Origin of the sequence: Paraburkholderia sp. NMBU_R16, from assembly GCF_013282575.1 — a bacterium.
Taxonomy (GTDB): domain Bacteria; phylum Pseudomonadota; class Gammaproteobacteria; order Burkholderiales; family Burkholderiaceae; genus Trinickia.
The window spans coordinates 74,245-89,198 of record NZ_JAAAYE010000002.1 but is presented as its reverse complement, the minus strand read 5'-3'; the positions used below and the strand labels follow the sequence as shown (position 1 = coordinate 89,198).

The following is a 14,954-nucleotide window of genomic DNA, read 5'->3' as shown; positions in this document are numbered from 1 at the left end:
CGACGTCTGGGGCTTAGAACGACGGCACGACCGCACCCTTGAATTCGCTGTTGATGAACTGGCGGACTTCCGGCGATTGGTACGCCGCCACGAGCTTTTTCACCCAAGGCTTGCTTTTGTCCTGCGTGCGCACCGCGATGAGGTTCGCGTACGGACTATGCACATCCTCCCGGGCGATCGCATCCTTCACCGGTTGGAGCCCTGCCGAGAGGGCATAGTTGGTGTTGATCGCGGCCGCATCGACATCGTCGAGCGAGCGCGGCAACTGCGCGGCGTCCAATTCCACGAGCTTGATCTTCTTCGGGTTCGATTCGATATCGAGCGGCGTCGCGTTGGTGCCGTTCGCGCCGGCTCCCGCCTTCAGCTTGACGACACCTTGCGCTTGTAGCAGCAGCAGCGCGCGGTTCTCGTTCGACGGGTCGTTGGGCAGCGATACCTTCGCACCCTGCGGCAGGTCCTTCAGCGATTTGAGCTTCTTCGAATAGATGCCGAGCGGGGAGATATAGGTCAGCCCGACGTTGACGATCTTGTAGCCCCGTTGCCTGATCTGGCTGTCGAGATAAGGTTGATGCTGAAACGCGTTGGCGTCGAGATCGCCCGCGTCGAGCGCCGCGTTCGGCTGCACGTAATCGTTGAATTCGACGAGTTTGATATCGAGCCCTTCTTTCTGTTTCGCCACCTTCTTGACAACCTGCCAGGTCTGCGAATCGGGGCCTGCGATCACACCCACCTTGATCGGCTTGTCTTGCGCGCACGCGCCGGTGCTCATGACCAGCGCCGCACCCGTCGTCGCGGCGAGGAGGAATTTCAGTAGCGTTTGGGGAAGCGTTTTGGACTGCATGGGGAACTCGCTTTCTTGATGGATGAACGTTCGATACAGCGAGGTCCATCGTCTCACACGCGTGCTGCACCGCAAAATACGATGATGGCATATCGATATGCGGCGCGAGGGCGCGGCCCAGAGCGGCGTTCTCCGGCTAGCGCACCGACTGTCGCGACGCAACACGACCCGTGTTTATCACGGCATCGGCCGACGAAAAGCTCAACTGGAAATCAGTCGAGCAGCAACTTCAGATCGTGCACCCAAGGCTCAGCGCCTTGGCCATCGCGTGCAAAGAGTCGCAGTTTGCCCGAGGGATCGAATACGTAGCTGGCGGCGGTATGGTCCATGGTGTAGCTATCGGGCGTCTTGCCGGGCACTTTCGCGTAGTAGATGCGGAAGTCCTTGGCGAACCGGGCCAGTTGCGCGTCGCTCGGCCGCAAACCGATGAACGACGGGTTGAAAGCATGCACGTATTGCGACAGCACTTCCGGCGTGTCGCGCGCCGGGTCGAGGGTCACGAAGAGCACTTGCACGCGCGCCGCGTCGGAGCCGAGTTGCTGCATCGCCTGCGAGAGTTCGGCCATCGTGGTCGGGCAAACGTCGGGGCAGTGCGTGTAGCCGAGAAAGAGAACGACAGCCTTGCCTTTGAAATCGCCGAGCGTGCGCGTCTTGCCGTTCGTGTCGGGTAACGCGAACGCCGAGCCGAATTGCGAGTTACCCGTGATATCGAGATTGTCGAACGCCGGCGCCTTGTTGCCGCAACCGGTCAGCGCGAGCACGATACCGGCCGCGCATGCAGCGAGCACGATGCGCGTGCGACGCGCGAGGAAATGGACGAACATGGCCTCGATGTCACGCACCGAGCAGTGCGCGCGCATAGTGATCGACGAGCAGCGCGGCAAAGAGCAGCGACAAGTAGATGATCGAATAGCGAAACGTCTTGCGCGCGAGCGCGTCGGAGTACTCGCGATAGATCTTCCACGCATAGGCGAGAAAGATGGCGCCGAGCAGGACGGCCGCACTCAGGTACACCGCTCCGCTCATGCCCGAAATGAACGGCATCAGCGTCACGACGAAGAGCACGATCGTGTAAAGCAGAATATGCAGACGCGTGAACTGCTCCCCGTGCGTGTTCGGTAGCATCGGGAGGCCGGCGTTTTCGTAGTCCTGGCGGCGATACAACGCAAGCGACCAGAAATGCGGCGGCGTCCAGACGAAAATGATCAAAACGAGAATCCAGGCATCCCCGGGGACCGCGCCCGTCACCGCGGCCCAGCCGAGCGCGGGGGGCATCGCACCCGATGCGCCGCCGATCACGATGTTTTGCGGCGTGGCCGGTTTGAGCAGCAGCGTGTAGACCACGGCATAGCCGACGAAGGTGGCCAGCGTGAGCCACATCGTCAGCGCATTCGTGAAGGTATAGAGCGTCCACATGCCCAGGCCGCCGAGCACAGCCGAAAACAGCAGGATCTGCGTCGTGGTGATCTCGCCGCGCGCGGAAGGCCGCCATGCCGTGCGCCGCATCATCGAATCGATCTTCTGCTCGACGAGGCAGTTGATCGCGAACGCGGCGCCCGCGAGCAGCCAGATACCGACGGTGCCGCCGATCAAAACAGTCCACGGCACCATGCCCGGCGTCGACAGAAACATGCCGATCACCGCGCAGAAAACCGCGAGCTGCGTGACCCGCGGCTTCGTCAGCGCGAAGTACTGCGAAAACCGGGAGCCGAGAGTATGAGGGAGCGTTGTGCTGTCCATGAGAGTCACGCGGTTGCGGTGCCGCGCGCTGCAAGCGCCGCGCGGCCGGGACGGCTGGAAGCGGTTCGAAAGTTTAGCACAACGAGCAAAAGCAGCAGGACGGCAGCGCCGCCGTTATGCGCGACCGCGATCGGCAGCGGCCACGCTAGCACGATATTCGACAGGCCGGTGGCGAATTGCACCGCGATGACGACCAGCACGCCCATCGCGGGACGCGCGAGCGAGGCATACCGCCGCAATTGGAGCGCCAGCCAGACCAGATAGGCAATCACCACGAACGCGAACGTGCGATGCGTCCAGTGAATCGCCACGAGTGCGTCTTGCGTGATGGCGTCTCCGTCGCTCGTCATGCCGAGCGCGCGCCAGAGATGAAAACCGTGCGCGAAGTCCATCGACGGAATCCATTGCCCGTTGCAGGTCGGGAAATCGGTGCACGCCAGCACAGCATAGTTGGTACTGACCCAGCCGCCCAAGGCGATCTGCACGACGAGCAGCGTCAGCCCGACGAGTGCCGCGGTGCGATAGCGTGCGGCGCCCGGCTCGTACGCCGGCATCGGCGTGACGCGCGCGGCGAGCCATCCCAGCGAGCCCAGCAATGCGAGGCCGAGCAGCAGGTGCGTCGTGACGATGATGGGCTGAAGCTTCATCGTGACCGTCCAGGCACCGAAGATGCCCTGCACGCCGATCAGCGCAAAGAGCGCGGTCGGCCACCACGGCGACACGCCGAGCGGGCGGCGCTTGATACGTGCGACCCAGGCGATCAGCGTCTGCGCGACGATCAGCACACCGATAGCCATCGCGAAATAGCGGTGGATCATTTCGATCCAGGCCTTGGTCATGCTGACCGGTCCTGTCGGCAGCGCCGCGTGGGCCGCGGCAATTTGCGCATGCGCGATGAACGGCGACGCCGTGCCGTAGCAGCCCGGCCAATCTGGGCAACCGAGCCCCGAATCGGTCAGCCGCGTGAAGCCGCCGAACATGACGAGGTCGAGCGTAAGGAATGTCGTCACCCAGACGAGCTTGCGAAATTTGTCGTCGCTGGCTTTGACCCAGACATAGCTGAGCGGCAGCAGCGCGATGCACAGACCGATCAGCGCAAGTTGAACTAAAAACATTTCGGATCCCTAATCACTGCGCCCGCCAAGGCAGCCCCCGCGTCATCCGATGCTCGACCATTTGAGCAGCTTCGTCACATCGCCCTTGATCTTGCTCGGGTTCGGGTTCTTCGGAAAACGCATCATGAGGTTGCCGTTCGGGTCCACGAGATAGATGTGGTCGGTATCGTGCGTGCCCGTTTCGGCAGGCAACCAAGCGGCGACGGCAGCCGGGTCGGCGACGAGCATGCGCGTGTCGGCATAAGCCGTCTTGATGGCATCGGGCACCGGCGACTGATCGGTACGCAGCCATATGGTGACGATGCGCTCCCGTTCGCCGGCCTGCGTCGCACGAATCTGGCGCATGAAATAGAGCTTCGTTGCACACGCCTTGTCGCACGCACTCGTATCGGCAGCGATCATCAGCCATACGCCGCGCAGCGAAGCGAGCTTCATCGGCTTGCCCGATTCATCCGTCACGACGAGCCCTTCGGGGATCGGACGTTGAGGCTCGACGAGCGTGCCGTAGTTGGTCGTACCGAGGCTTGGCTTGAATACGTAATAAGCGAGATACGACGCAATGACCGGAGCGGCGCTCACGAGCGCAAGCAGCAGCAACACCCAGCGGCCGCGCCGCCAGGAACCTCGTGTGGCGCGCTCAGGTGAATTCGGGGAACGAGTGGACGGCATAGACAAACGAAAACCTCTTCAAGTCGCTTTCTTCGCGGCACGTCGCGCCGCATATAGACCGAACGCCAATGCCGCGGCGGCCATGCCCCACCACTGCAGCATATAACCGTAGTTGCGCTCGACGCCGGTGGTCGGGGCCGGCCAATCGCGCACGAGCCGATCGCCGGTATCGTTCGTCTGCTGAATCACGAACGGTTGAAGCGGCAATCCGGTCTCCGCCGCATAGGCGGCCGTGTCGAGATTTTGCCGGATCGGCTGATGCGCCGCCGAGCCGCCCTCGCCAAGCTCGAATGCACGAGAAGCGTTGCCGCGGGCGATGCCTTCGATCCAGAGGTCGCCAGCGGGCGTCGAGTATGGAGCGATTGCCGTGCGCACATCGGCGTTGCGCGGCAACCAGCCGCGGTTGACGAGAATATAGCCGCCGTCGGCCAGTTGAAGCGGCATCACCACATAAAAGCCCGGCTGATCGCGGTACGGTCGATTGTCGAGATAGACCACGCGCTGCGGCACAAAGCGTCCGTAGGCGCGCACGCGGTGATATTCGATCGCCTGAGCCGCGATCGGTGCCTTTGTCACGATCTGCGGCGGCGCGCTTTCGTAACGCGAGATTCGGGACTCGATCGCTTCCTTCCGATGGGCGCGATCGAGCTGCCAAAAACCGAGCCGGATCGTCACCGCCATCACGAAGAGGATCAACAGCGTGGGAATCAGGCGGAATTTCATGCGGCGTCCGCTATACGGTCATCGCACGCCCATGCGCGGCGAACGGGTGAGATAATTGCGGCTACTGCTTCGTAATGCCGAATATTCGTTGATTCCATGCACATCATCATCGCTATCGCTTTCGTCCTCATCATCGCCAGCATGGCATCGGCGCTCTACTTCATGATGCATGACCGGGGGCGCACGAAGCGCATGGTCTGGTCGCTTGCCACGCGCGTGGGCCTGTCGATCTCGCTTTTCCTGTTCATCCTGATCGCGCACTGGCTCGGCTGGATTCAGTACAACCGAATTCCGCTCGGACATTGATCGCCGGTTCGTTGCACGCCGGGGTCCATCGAGGACTATAAAGACAAACGCCGCCCCGATCGTCTCGAAGGCGGCGTCAAAGCCTGGGCAGTCCGATATTCGAAGCGCGGGCTGCGGCGGAGCAGGCACCTCGCGCGAGGCACGTGCCCGCCAGCCAGGATCAAAGCCAGTAGACGACGACGTAAAGCCCCAGCCAGACGACGTCGACGAAGTGCCAGTACCACGCGGCGCCTTCGAACGCGAAGTGGTGATCGGCCGTGAAGTGACCGCGGATCAACCGCACCAGCACGACTGAGAGCATCGTTCCGCCAAGAAACACGTGGAAGCCGTGAAAGCCCGTCAGCAGGAAGAAGGTCGAGCCGTACACGCCCGAGGCCAGCGTCAGGTTCAACTCGTTGTACGCATGGAAGTACTCGAAGCCCTGCATGAAGAGGAACGTGATGCCGAGCAGGACCGTCGCGGCGAGCCACGCGATCGCCTTCGTCCGATGGTTGTCGCGCAGCGCGTGGTGCGACACCGTCAGCGTCGCGCCCGAGCTCAGCAGCAAGGCCGTGTTGATCGTCGGCACCGGCCACGGCGTCATCGACTTGAAGTGGCCGGCGAGTGCTGCCGGACCCTCGTTCGGCCATACGGCGCTGAAATCCGGCCAGATCAGCTTGTAGTCGAGGCTGCCGAGCTGATGCATCGCGATTTCGCGCGCGTAGAAGAGCGCACCGAAGAACGCGCCGAAGAACATGACTTCGGAGAAGATGAACCAGCTCATGCTCCAGCGGTACGACGTATCGACACGCTTGCCGTACATCCCGCCTTCCGATTCGGAAATGGCGTCGCCAAACCAGTGCCACAACACGAACAGCAACCAAAGCAGCCCGGCGAACATCGTATAGGGCGCCCACGGGCTTTCGTTGAGCCAGAGCCCGAGCGATCCGAGCATGATCAAGACGCCGACGGACGCAGTGACCGGGTGCCGGGACGGATTCGGCACGAAGTAATACGGGCTATCGTTTTGACCGCTCATTGTTGATTCTCCACTTCAGTCCAGTCAGTCCAATTTGTTGTGCCAGTGAGCGCTTCAGCCCTTACTGACCACCATATGCACGATTGCGATCAATACACCGATGAATACGGCCGCCGCGATCACCGCCGCCGCGATCACATGCAGCGGGTTCAACTGCGTCGCATCGGCCGCGTGGTCGCGGCTCCTGCGTACGCCGAAAAATGACCACATCACCGCTTTCATCGTCCGAGCGAAACTGCTCTTGCCCTTCTGTTCCATGGCCGCCTCCATCAACGGACCAGCCACTGCTTGACGACGGCACCCAAAAAGAAGACGGCGACGACACCGATCAGGATCAAGGCCAGCCGCAGGTTGCCGGCGCGCATCTGCGCCGGCGATCGTCTTTTTTGTGGATCCAGAGTCATCCTTCGTACTGCTCGTTCATGCCGGGCGGCCCATACCGCCCGGCGCGCATGCTATGCGGCCCACCGGGGGCCGGCCGTTCACTCTACCGTCGGGGGATTCTCGAACGTATGGAACGGAGCCGGGCTCGGCACCGTCCACTCGAGGCCCATCGCGCCGTCCCACGGCTTGTCGGATGCTTTCTCGAGTTCGCCACCGCCGCGATAGGCCGGCAGTACGACAGCGAACAGGAAATAGACTTGCGCGAGACCGAAGCCGAATGCGCCGATCGTCGCAACCTGGTTCCAATCCGTGAACTGCGCCGGGTAATCAGCATATCGGCGCGGCATGCCCGCGAGACCCACGAAGTGCATCGGGAAGAACGTCAGGTTGAAGAAAATCATCGACGCCCAGAAGTGGATCTTGCCGCGCGTCTCGTTGTACATCCAGCCTGTCCACTTCGGCGCCCAGTAGTACCACCCTGAGAACAGCGCGAACAACGAGCCCGCAACGAGCACGTAGTGAAAGTGCGCGACGACGAAATAGGTGCCGTGGTACTGGATGTCGAGCGGAGCCATCGCCAGCATGAGACCGGTGAAGCCGCCCATCGTGAACACGAAGAGAAAGCCGATCGCGAACAACATGGGCGTTTCGAACGTCAACGAGCCACGCCACATGGTGGCCAGCCAGTTGAACACCTTTACGCCCGTCGGCACGGCGATCAGCATCGTCGCGTACATGAAGAACAGCTGACCCGTGACCGGCATGCCCGTCACGAACATGTGGTGCGCCCAGACCATGAACGAGAGGATCGCGATCGAAGCCGTCGCATAGACCATCGAGCTATAGCCGAACAGCGGCTTGCGCGAGAACGCCGGGATCACCTGGGAGATGATGCCGAACGCCGGCAGAATCATGATGTAGACCTCGGGGTGGCCGAAGAACCAGAAGATGTGCTGATACATCACCGGGTCGCCGCCGCCGGCCGCGTTGAAGAACGAGGTGCCGAAATGACGATCGAACAGCAACATCGTGATCGCACCGGCCAGCACCGGCATGACGGCGATCAGCAGATAGGCCGTGATGAGCCACGTCCAGACGAACATCGGCATCTTCATCAGCGTCATGCCAGGTGCGCGCATGTTGAGGATCGTCACGATGATGTTGATGCTGCCCATGATCGACGACGCACCCATGATGTGGACCGCGAAAATCGCGAAATCCATACCGGGGCCCATCTGCGTCGAAAGCGGCGCATAGAGCGTCCAGCCGGCCGCCGTCGCACCGCCCGGCGCGAAGAACGAGCCGACGAGCAACGCCGCCGCGGCGGGCAACAGCCAGAAGCTGAAGTTGTTCATCCGCGCGAACGCCATGTCGGCTGCGCCGATTTGCAGCGGAATCATCCAGTTCGCGAAACCCACGAACGCCGGCATGATCGCGCCGAACACCATGATGAGGCCGTGCATCGTGGTGAGCTGATTGAAGAACTCGGGACGCATGATCTGCAAGCCCGGCTCGAACAGCTCGGCGCGAATCATCAACGCCGCCACCCCACCCGACAGGAACATGGTGAACGAGAACACCAGGTACATCGTCCCGATGTCCTTGTGATTGGTGGCGAACAGCCACCGGCGCCAGCCATGCGGCGTCGCATGCGCATGGTCGTCATGCGCGTGGCCGTGACCGGCTACATCGTGTCCGATGCTAGACATGTGAATCTCCTAGAGCGAATAGTGCACCGACTGTGACGAACACAGCGACACGTCAAGCCGCCGGGGCAGCAGCGGCACGCGCCGCGACGCGAGCGCGCGCATTGCCTGCCGCCGCTTCCGGCTTGTCCTGCGAAGGGGCGACACTTGCCTGCGGCGCGCTTGCGGCCGGCGCGCCGCTTGCGGGCGCGGCCGTCTGGGCGCCACCGCCTTCGGGCAGCTTGCCGTTGCGCGCATCGGCAACCTGGCGCGGCTGCAGGATGTCGCCCGTATGATTGCCCCAGGCGTTACGTTCGAACGTGATGACCGAAGCGATCTCCACGTCGTTGAGCGTCTTGCCCCAGTTCGGCATGGCGTTCTTGCCGTTCAGCACGATGCTCACATGCTGCGCGATCGGGCCGTTCACGATCTTGCTGCCGTCGAGCGCCGGAAACACACCGGCGCCCTTGCCGGTCGGCTGATGGCAGACCGCGCAGTTCGCCGTATAGACTTTTTCGCCGCGAGCCTTGAGCTCGGCGAGCGTATAGGTCTTGTTCGGGTCGTCGTTGCTGGCGGCCATCTTCTTTTTCTGCTCGTCGACCCACTTCGCGTAATCGTCATCCGACTTCACGACGACGACGACGGGCATGTAGGCGTGCTCCTTGCCGCAAAGCTCCGTACAGAAACCGCGGAAGGTTCCGGTCTTTTCGGCCTTGAACCAGGTGTCGCGCACGAAGCCGGGGATGGCATCCTGCTTGACGCCGAATGCCGGCACGTACCACGAGTGCACGACATCGTCGGCGGTCGTGATCACCCGGATCTTCTTGCCGACGGGCACGACGAGCGGATTGTCCACTTCCTGCAAATAGGTGTCGGTGATCGGCGCCTGGCCGTTGACCTCGCTGCGCGGCGTCGTGAGCGTCGAGAAGTAGCTGATGCCTTCGCCAGGACCCTTGACGTAGTCGTAGCCCCACTTCCACTGGTAGCCGGTGACCTTCACGGTGACGTCGGCATTGCTCGTGTCCTTCATCGCCACGACCGTGCGTGTGGCGGGCAGCGCCATCAGCACGACGATGATGAACGGCACGATCGTCCAGATGATCTCGACGGTGGTGCTTTCGTGGAAATTGGCGGCTTTGTGTCCTTTCGACTTGCGATGCATGAAGATCGAATAGAACATCACGCCGAATACGCCGAGAAAGATCACCGTACAAAGCACCAACATCCACATGTGGAGGTGGTAAAGCTCCTCGGCGAGTTTCGTGGCGGGCGGTTGAAAGTTGATCTCGCCGACGGCTGGACCGCCCGGGCTGTCGCCGACCGCCCATGCGCCCGAGGCGAAAAGGAGCCCACTTGCGGCCAGCACGCCCCAGAGGGCTCGCTTGATTGTTTTCATAGCTTCCTTAGCTAAAATTTCCATTCAAATCCTCGCCCCTTCGCCACCTCTTTCAACCGCACCGCTTGAGCGTCAGGCGCAGCTCGTTCGCGAACTGCGCGCGCCGATGATGCGCGAGATGCAGCCCGATCACGACAGCTTGTCCGCGCGATACGAGCTTGATCGGATCGCGCAGCGACGCACCTTGCTCGACCCGCACCCAGCGCGGATTGAATTCGAACTGCGTCAACCGCTCGGCACTTACCTGCTCGATCACGAGCCGGTTCGGGAAAAGCCGGATGCGCTCGTAATCGACCGCATGACGCGCGTAAATCACGAACGCGATGCCCACCGCCAGCAACTCGATACCCGTGAACGGCAGGACCAGCCATGCACCGCACACGACCAGCAACAGCGCAATCGCCGACGAGCACAACGTCAGCGACACATAGAACCACACGAACTGCTTCGGCGACACCGAACAGTTTCGCTTCATGAGCCAGTCTTCGATGACCGGCTCCGCATCCGTCAGCAGGGCTTGCACCGCCATCGCCACCTCCCGCGCATGCCGCTCGCATACCGAGCGCCCGGGGCTCGCCGCCTTGTATCGTGGGTCTTCGCGGCGACAAACTGACGCATTATAGGCGCGATCAATGGCATCCACAAGCAAACGCCTATCGCCCCGCAACCCAGTCCTGGCAAGCCTTTGCGCGCTTTTCACATGCGCTTCGCGAGGGTGCCGCGACTCAGCCCGGACGCCTTCGACCGATGTCCTCTATCCGCACGATACCGTGCCCTTCGGCGGTCGTACGCGGCACCGCCTTCCAGGCGTGGCCGTATATCACTTCGAATGTCAGCGCGATCGTGCCGTCCTTGCCGCGGCGCGCGTCGAGCGCCGCGGCAAGCGCGCGATGAAGCCGTTTCGATGCCGGCGCGCCCAGCGCACTGCCCGCTTGGCCGCAATCACGCGCAAACGGATAGGCGCCCCAACGGCGCACGTCGGCCAGGAGTGTCTCGGGCGACCGATAGGTAATGGTCAGCGTCTCCTGATCCATCACGGGAATTTCGAAGCCGCTCTCGACGAGCATGTCGCCGAGATCGTGCATGTCGACGAAATCGAGTACGTGAGCCCGGCTTGCCACGCCATGCGCGGCCTCCACTTCGACGAAGGCACTGCGCAACTCGCGCAGTGTGTCAGGCCCGAGCGTGCTGAACATCAGCAGCCCGCCGACTTTGAGCACGCGCTGCCATTCGGGAAGCACGAGATCGGGACGGGGATGCCAGTGCAGTGCGAGGTTCGACCACAGGACGTCGAAAACACCGCCCGCGAACGGCAACGCCGAGAAATCGGCCTGAGCGATGCGTGGCCCCGCGTTGCCGAGCGCGCGCGCGAGGGGCGCGGGCAAGAGGCGGCGCCAGCTCGTATCGCTGAGCGCGTGCGGCACGGCGCGCGCGAGCATCGCGTGGGACAGATCGACGCCGAACACCGGCGCATCGGGAAAGCGCTCGCGCAAGACCGGCAGATCGTCGCCCGTGCCGCAACCGGCGTCGAGCACGTTCGCCGGCTTCGTTCGGATGTACTCGAGCCGCTCGCGCATGCGCTGCGCGATCTCGCGCGGCAGGAATGCAACGTCCCCGAACGCCGCTGCGCGGCGATCGAATATTCGCCGTGCAAGCCTCGGATCATAGGCCGGACGGCCAGATTTAGCGGGAGTGGGGGACATGACGGTCGATCTGGCGAAGAGCCCGAAGTATACTCGCTCGCTCGGTCGAGTCCAGCGAGGGGAAAGCCCATGTGCAAGCCCGGCAGCGCGATGCCGAGCACCGGTTACGCGCAAGCGGCACGCACGAGCCGCGAGCGCGCGCCGCTTGCGTTCGCGGCGCGCGTCGCGCTGCGTGTCGCGCATTGCGCGCTCCCGCAATCGTGCGTGTTGTGCGGCGCGTTATGCGTCAATATGTCGCAACAGCCAATGTGTCGCGGATGCGACGCGCAATACTGGAACGAACCACGCCTGCGGTGCCTGCTGTGCGCCACGCCGCTCACGCTGGGCGGCACACGCGCGCATGGCTCGAGCCGCTACGTCTGCAGTCCATGCGTGACGCGCCGGCCGCCCTTCGAGAGAACGCTCGCGCTCGCGGATTACCGGCCGCCGCTGGACCGCCTCGCGCTCGGCCTCAAGTTTCGCGGACGGCTTCTCGTAGCGAAGGAATTCGCGCGGGGCCTCGCCGCACTGGCCGTCGATCGCCTGGCGCCCGACGCGTGGCCGGACCTCGTCGCGCCGGTGCCGCTCGCGCACGAGCGGCTCGTCGAGCGCGGTTTCAATCAGGCCTGGGAGATCGCCAAGCCGCTCGCACGCGCGCTGAACGTGCCCGCCGATGCGGCGCTGCTGCGGCGCACGACCCACACGGCCGCGCAGTCCCGGCTCGATCTCGACGCGCGCAAACGCAATGTGGGCGCCGCCTTCCGCGCGATGCGCGAGGTACGCGGCATGCACGTCGCGCTCGTCGACGACGTGATGACATCGGGCGCGACGCTCGAAGCCGCGGCGCGCACACTGAAGACCGCGGGCGCGCGCGAGGTGACGAATTTCGTCGCCCTGCGCACCGCGAAAGACTGATTACGAGCCAACGCTCCAACCGATACCATGTTCAACGTCGTTCTCGTCGAACCCGAAATTCCGCCGAACACCGGCAATATCATCCGCCTGTGCGCCAACACGGGCGCACAGCTGCATTTGATCGAACCGTTGGGTTTTCCGCTCGACGATGCAAAGCTGCGCCGCGCCGGCCTCGACTATCACGAATACGCACGGATGCAGGTTCACCGTGACTGGGAGAGCTTCATCGCCACCGCCTCGCCCGATCCCGAGCGAATGTTCGCATTTACGACGCGCGGCGCCACCCCGTTTCATGGACACCGCTTTCATCCCGGCGACTGGTTCGTATTCGGCGCCGAAACGCGCGGCCTCGCGCCTGCCCTGCTCGATCGTTTCGGCGCCGAACGACGCGTCCGGCTTCCGATGCGTCCGAACAACCGCAGTCTCAATCTTTCGAATACGGTGGCGATCGTGGTATTCGAGGCCTGGCGCCAGGCTGGCTTCGAAGGAGGTCAGTGACGCGCGAGCGCCGCGCTACGCACGATCGATCCGGTGCGATTCCGCACGGGCGTCGCGGCGCAACAGGGCGCTGACGGCTGCACGCGGCGCGACGCCATCGAACAGCACGCTGCAGACCGCTTCGGTGATCGGCATATCGACGCCTTTCTCGCGCGCGATGCCGAGGACCGCCTGAGCGCAGCGAACGCCTTCGGCCACGTGGCCGAGTGCGCCGAGAATATCGTCGAGCGAGCGGCCGCCCGCCAGTTGCAACCCGACCGTGCGATTGCGTGAAAGATCGCCCGTGGCGGTGAGAATCAGATCGCCGAGCCCCGTGAGCCCCGTGAACGTATCCGGCCTGCCGCCCAGCGCGACGCCGAGGCGCGACATTTCGGCGAGCCCACGCGTGATGAGCGCGGCGCGCGCGTTCAAGCCGAGCGCGAGACCGTCCGAGATGCCGGTGGCGATCGCCAGCACGTTCTTCACCGCGCCACCGACTTCCACACCGATCAAATCGTCGCCCGTATAGATGCGCATGGCGCCGTGATGGAACGCGGACACGGTGAGATCGCGGCAAGCCGCACTGGTACTGGCGACGGTCAACGCAACAGGCAATCCCAGCGCGACTTCGCGCGCGAAGCTCGGCCCCGAGAGCACGCCATGGCTGACGTGACCTGGGAGTTCGGAGGCGACAACTTGATGCGGCAGCATCTGCGTATCGGCTTCGAACCCTTTGCAGACCCAGACGAAGTGCGCGGGAACGCGGCCAAGCTCGCGCAATGCTCGGCTAAGCGCGCGCAGCCCAGCCACCGGCGTGGCGATGACGCACAGCGCATCCTCCGCGCCGCAATGCTCGAGCGCCGTTGCGAGCCCGGCTTCGTAGCGCAGCTGAGTCGGCAAGGCTACGCCTTGCAGATAGTGCGCATTTTCGCGGCGCGCGGCGAGCTCGGCCACGAGCGCGGGCTCGCGCGCCCATAAGAGGGTATCGTGGCGTGCGGCCAGATGCGCGGCGAGCGCCGTACCCCATGCGCCCGCGCCGAGAACGGCGACTTTCATGGCGGGCACTGCCCTCGCCGCTCAGTGCGTGGCGCCGTTCGATGCTTCGTTTTGCGCACCCATCTGCGCGAGACGCTGCTCGTAGAGCGCCTGGAAGTTGATCTCGGCGAGGTGGATCGGGGGAAATCCCGCACGCGTGATCGCATCGGCGATATTGGAGCGCAGATACGGGAAGATGATCGTCGGGCACGCAATGCCGACGAGCGGATCGACCTGATCGGCCGGAATGTTGCGGATGTCGAAGATGCCGGCCTGCTTGGCTTCGATCAGGAAAGCGACCTTCTCGGCCACTTTCGCCGTGACCGTGCCCGTCACCGCGACCTCGAAGATGCTCTCGGCAAGACGGTCGGCCTTCACATCGACCTCGACCTCCACCGACGGCATGTCCTGCTCGAGGAAAATGGCCGGCGAATTCGGCTGCTCGAGCGACAGATCCTTGAGATAGACGCGCTGGATGTTGAAGAACGGCTGGTTGTTCTGGTCCGACATGGTGGCTCCGATGGATGAATTCATCTTGGCCGGCAGCGCGCCGGCCAAGCAGGGAATGTATGAGGCGCTGAGCGCGACGTCGAGCACAAGCCCGAGGCACACCCTTGAGTATGCGCGCGAGCGCGCACGGCGACCGCTCAGCGCGCCCGTGGCGCGGTGAGCGGCTGGCGCCCGTCACGCGGTGGCGGCGTTCACGCGGGTTCGAGCAGCGGCACGAGGCCGCCCGCGCGATCGAGCGCGGCAAGATCGTCGTAACCGCCGATATGCTTATCGCCGATGAACACCTGCGGTACCGTGCGCCGTCCCGTGCGCTCCATCATCTCCTCACGGCGCGCGGGATCGCGGTCGACGAGGATTTTTTCGATGTGCTCGACGCCGCGCGATTTCAAGAGCCGCTCGGCCATCTGGCAATAGGGACAGACCTGGGTGCTGTACATCACGACCGAATTCACGCTTGC

At 63.6% G+C, this 14,954-nt stretch carries 19 protein-coding genes; 3 read left to right on the top strand and 16 right to left on the bottom strand.

Translation table 11 applies throughout. The features are described 5' to 3' along the window. Positions 1-13: 13 nt before the first annotated feature. The 6 genes from GWC77_RS01335 to GWC77_RS01310 form a co-directional block, all read right to left on the bottom strand. Entirely contained in the window at positions 14-841 is an 828-nt protein-coding gene (locus GWC77_RS01335) for a MetQ/NlpA family ABC transporter substrate-binding protein (protein WP_173255054.1), read from the bottom strand. Positions 842-1,053: 212 nt separating this feature from the next. Next, entirely contained in the window at positions 1,054-1,665 is a 612-nt protein-coding gene (locus GWC77_RS01330; protein ID WP_173255053.1) for an SCO family protein, read from the bottom strand. A 10-nt stretch (positions 1,666-1,675) separates the two neighbouring features. Then, complete coding sequence (cyoE, locus tag GWC77_RS01325) at positions 1,676-2,581, bottom strand: heme o synthase (protein ID WP_173255052.1); 906 nt, start codon at positions 2,579-2,581, stop codon at positions 1,676-1,678. A gap of 5 nt (positions 2,582-2,586) precedes the next feature. Then, positions 2,587-3,696 carry a heme A synthase gene (locus GWC77_RS01320; protein WP_173255051.1) on the bottom strand — a complete coding sequence of 370 codons (1,110 nt, stop codon included), beginning with the start codon at positions 3,694-3,696 and terminating at the stop codon, positions 2,587-2,589. Between the two features lie 42 nt (positions 3,697-3,738). Beyond that, on the bottom strand, positions 3,739-4,365 hold the full coding sequence (locus GWC77_RS01315; RefSeq protein WP_173255050.1) for a cytochrome C oxidase subunit I: 627 nt from the start codon (positions 4,363-4,365) through the stop codon (positions 3,739-3,741). Between the two features lie 18 nt (positions 4,366-4,383). Further along, a complete protein-coding gene (locus tag GWC77_RS01310; protein ID WP_173255049.1) occupies positions 4,384-5,088 on the bottom strand; it encodes an SURF1 family protein in 705 nt (234 codons plus the stop codon). A gap of 96 nt (positions 5,089-5,184) precedes the next feature. On the opposite strand from GWC77_RS01310, the gene GWC77_RS01305 reads away from it, so the two are divergent. After that, positions 5,185-5,394, top strand: coding sequence for a twin transmembrane helix small protein (locus tag GWC77_RS01305; RefSeq protein WP_173255048.1), 210 nt, complete (start codon positions 5,185-5,187; stop codon positions 5,392-5,394). 160 nt (positions 5,395-5,554) lie between these two features. On the opposite strand, the gene GWC77_RS01300 is transcribed toward GWC77_RS01305, so the two are convergent. The 7 genes from GWC77_RS01300 to GWC77_RS01270 form a co-directional block, all read right to left on the bottom strand. Beyond that, positions 5,555-6,412: a cytochrome c oxidase subunit 3 gene (locus tag GWC77_RS01300; protein WP_173255047.1), complete on the bottom strand. Its 858-nt coding sequence runs from the start codon at positions 6,410-6,412 to the stop codon at positions 5,555-5,557. 54 nt (positions 6,413-6,466) lie between these two features. Beyond that, positions 6,467-6,670 carry a DUF2970 domain-containing protein gene (locus GWC77_RS01295; protein ID WP_173255046.1) on the bottom strand — a complete coding sequence of 68 codons (204 nt, stop codon included), beginning with the start codon at positions 6,668-6,670 and terminating at the stop codon, positions 6,467-6,469. A gap of 11 nt (positions 6,671-6,681) precedes the next feature. Further along, complete coding sequence (locus GWC77_RS01290; RefSeq protein WP_173255045.1) at positions 6,682-6,816, bottom strand: cytochrome oxidase small assembly protein; 135 nt, start codon at positions 6,814-6,816, stop codon at positions 6,682-6,684. 78 nt (positions 6,817-6,894) lie between these two features. Further along, entirely contained in the window at positions 6,895-8,505 is a 1,611-nt protein-coding gene (gene ctaD / locus GWC77_RS01285) for a cytochrome c oxidase subunit I (protein WP_173255044.1), read from the bottom strand. A 52-nt stretch (positions 8,506-8,557) separates the two neighbouring features. Next, positions 8,558-9,901, bottom strand: coding sequence for a cytochrome c oxidase subunit II (gene coxB, locus GWC77_RS01280; RefSeq protein ID WP_173255043.1), 1,344 nt, complete (start codon positions 9,899-9,901; stop codon positions 8,558-8,560). A 28-nt stretch (positions 9,902-9,929) separates the two neighbouring features. Beyond that, the gene (locus tag GWC77_RS01275) at positions 9,930-10,406 is read right to left on the bottom strand and encodes a DUF2244 domain-containing protein (RefSeq protein ID WP_173255042.1); all 477 of its coding nucleotides are present in this window, start codon (positions 10,404-10,406) and stop codon (positions 9,930-9,932) included. 196 nt (positions 10,407-10,602) lie between these two features. Then, positions 10,603-11,580, bottom strand: coding sequence for a methyltransferase domain-containing protein (locus tag GWC77_RS01270; RefSeq protein WP_173255041.1), 978 nt, complete (start codon positions 11,578-11,580; stop codon positions 10,603-10,605). Between the two features lie 231 nt (positions 11,581-11,811). On the opposite strand from GWC77_RS01270, the gene GWC77_RS01265 reads away from it, so the two are divergent. Together GWC77_RS01265 and trmL are read left to right on the top strand one after the other, a co-directional pair. Beyond that, complete coding sequence (locus tag GWC77_RS01265) at positions 11,812-12,474, top strand: ComF family protein (RefSeq protein WP_254366716.1); 663 nt, start codon at positions 11,812-11,814, stop codon at positions 12,472-12,474. A gap of 27 nt (positions 12,475-12,501) precedes the next feature. Further along, positions 12,502-12,972 carry a tRNA (uridine(34)/cytosine(34)/5-carboxymethylaminomethyluridine(34)-2'-O)-methyltransferase TrmL gene (gene trmL / locus GWC77_RS01260; RefSeq protein ID WP_173255040.1) on the top strand — a complete coding sequence of 157 codons (471 nt, stop codon included), beginning with the start codon at positions 12,502-12,504 and terminating at the stop codon, positions 12,970-12,972. 15 nt (positions 12,973-12,987) lie between these two features. Here the strand turns inward: trmL and GWC77_RS01255 are convergent, their stop codons facing one another. From GWC77_RS01255 to grxC, 3 genes are all read right to left on the bottom strand, one after another. Next, on the bottom strand, positions 12,988-14,007 hold the full coding sequence (locus GWC77_RS01255; RefSeq protein ID WP_173255039.1) for an NAD(P)H-dependent glycerol-3-phosphate dehydrogenase: 1,020 nt from the start codon (positions 14,005-14,007) through the stop codon (positions 12,988-12,990). 21 nt (positions 14,008-14,028) lie between these two features. Further along, positions 14,029-14,496 (bottom strand): protein-export chaperone SecB, encoded by a 468-nt coding sequence (secB, locus tag GWC77_RS01250; RefSeq protein ID WP_173255038.1) that lies wholly within the window; start codon positions 14,494-14,496, stop codon positions 14,029-14,031. A gap of 191 nt (positions 14,497-14,687) precedes the next feature. Beyond that, positions 14,688-14,948: a glutaredoxin 3 gene (grxC, locus tag GWC77_RS01245; RefSeq protein WP_173255037.1), complete on the bottom strand. Its 261-nt coding sequence runs from the start codon at positions 14,946-14,948 to the stop codon at positions 14,688-14,690. Between the last annotated feature and the right edge of the window lie 6 nt (positions 14,949-14,954).

What these genes read in the sequence shown, in the direction of transcription:
- GWC77_RS01335 (WP_173255054.1), bottom strand. Translation starts at nt 841, where the DNA reads ATGCAGTCCAAAACGCTTCCCCAAACGCTACTGAAATTCCTCCTCGCC.
- GWC77_RS01330 (WP_173255053.1), bottom strand. Translation starts at nt 1,665, where the DNA reads ATGTTCGTCCATTTCCTCGCGCGTCGCACGCGCATCGTGCTCGCTGCA.
- cyoE (WP_173255052.1), bottom strand. Translation starts at nt 2,581, where the DNA reads ATGGACAGCACAACGCTCCCTCATACTCTCGGCTCCCGGTTTTCGCAG.
- GWC77_RS01320 (WP_173255051.1), bottom strand. Translation starts at nt 3,696, where the DNA reads ATGTTTTTAGTTCAACTTGCGCTGATCGGTCTGTGCATCGCGCTGCTG.
- GWC77_RS01315 (WP_173255050.1), bottom strand. Translation starts at nt 4,365, where the DNA reads ATGCCGTCCACTCGTTCCCCGAATTCACCTGAGCGCGCCACACGAGGT.
- GWC77_RS01310 (WP_173255049.1), bottom strand. Translation starts at nt 5,088, where the DNA reads ATGAAATTCCGCCTGATTCCCACGCTGTTGATCCTCTTCGTGATGGCG.
- GWC77_RS01305 (WP_173255048.1), top strand. Translation starts at nt 5,185, where the DNA reads ATGCACATCATCATCGCTATCGCTTTCGTCCTCATCATCGCCAGCATG.
- GWC77_RS01300 (WP_173255047.1), bottom strand. Translation starts at nt 6,412, where the DNA reads ATGAGCGGTCAAAACGATAGCCCGTATTACTTCGTGCCGAATCCGTCC.
- GWC77_RS01295 (WP_173255046.1), bottom strand. Translation starts at nt 6,670, where the DNA reads ATGGAACAGAAGGGCAAGAGCAGTTTCGCTCGGACGATGAAAGCGGTG.
- GWC77_RS01290 (WP_173255045.1), bottom strand. Translation starts at nt 6,816, where the DNA reads ATGACTCTGGATCCACAAAAAAGACGATCGCCGGCGCAGATGCGCGCC.
- ctaD (WP_173255044.1), bottom strand. Translation starts at nt 8,505, where the DNA reads ATGTCTAGCATCGGACACGATGTAGCCGGTCACGGCCACGCGCATGAC.
- coxB (WP_173255043.1), bottom strand. Translation starts at nt 9,901, where the DNA reads ATGGAAATTTTAGCTAAGGAAGCTATGAAAACAATCAAGCGAGCCCTC.
- GWC77_RS01275 (WP_173255042.1), bottom strand. Translation starts at nt 10,406, where the DNA reads ATGGCGGTGCAAGCCCTGCTGACGGATGCGGAGCCGGTCATCGAAGAC.
- GWC77_RS01270 (WP_173255041.1), bottom strand. Translation starts at nt 11,580, where the DNA reads ATGTCCCCCACTCCCGCTAAATCTGGCCGTCCGGCCTATGATCCGAGG.
- GWC77_RS01265 (WP_254366716.1), top strand. Translation starts at nt 11,812, where the DNA reads ATGTCGCAACAGCCAATGTGTCGCGGATGCGACGCGCAATACTGGAAC.
- trmL (WP_173255040.1), top strand. Translation starts at nt 12,502, where the DNA reads ATGTTCAACGTCGTTCTCGTCGAACCCGAAATTCCGCCGAACACCGGC.
- GWC77_RS01255 (WP_173255039.1), bottom strand. Translation starts at nt 14,007, where the DNA reads ATGAAAGTCGCCGTTCTCGGCGCGGGCGCATGGGGTACGGCGCTCGCC.
- secB (WP_173255038.1), bottom strand. Translation starts at nt 14,496, where the DNA reads ATGTCGGACCAGAACAACCAGCCGTTCTTCAACATCCAGCGCGTCTAT.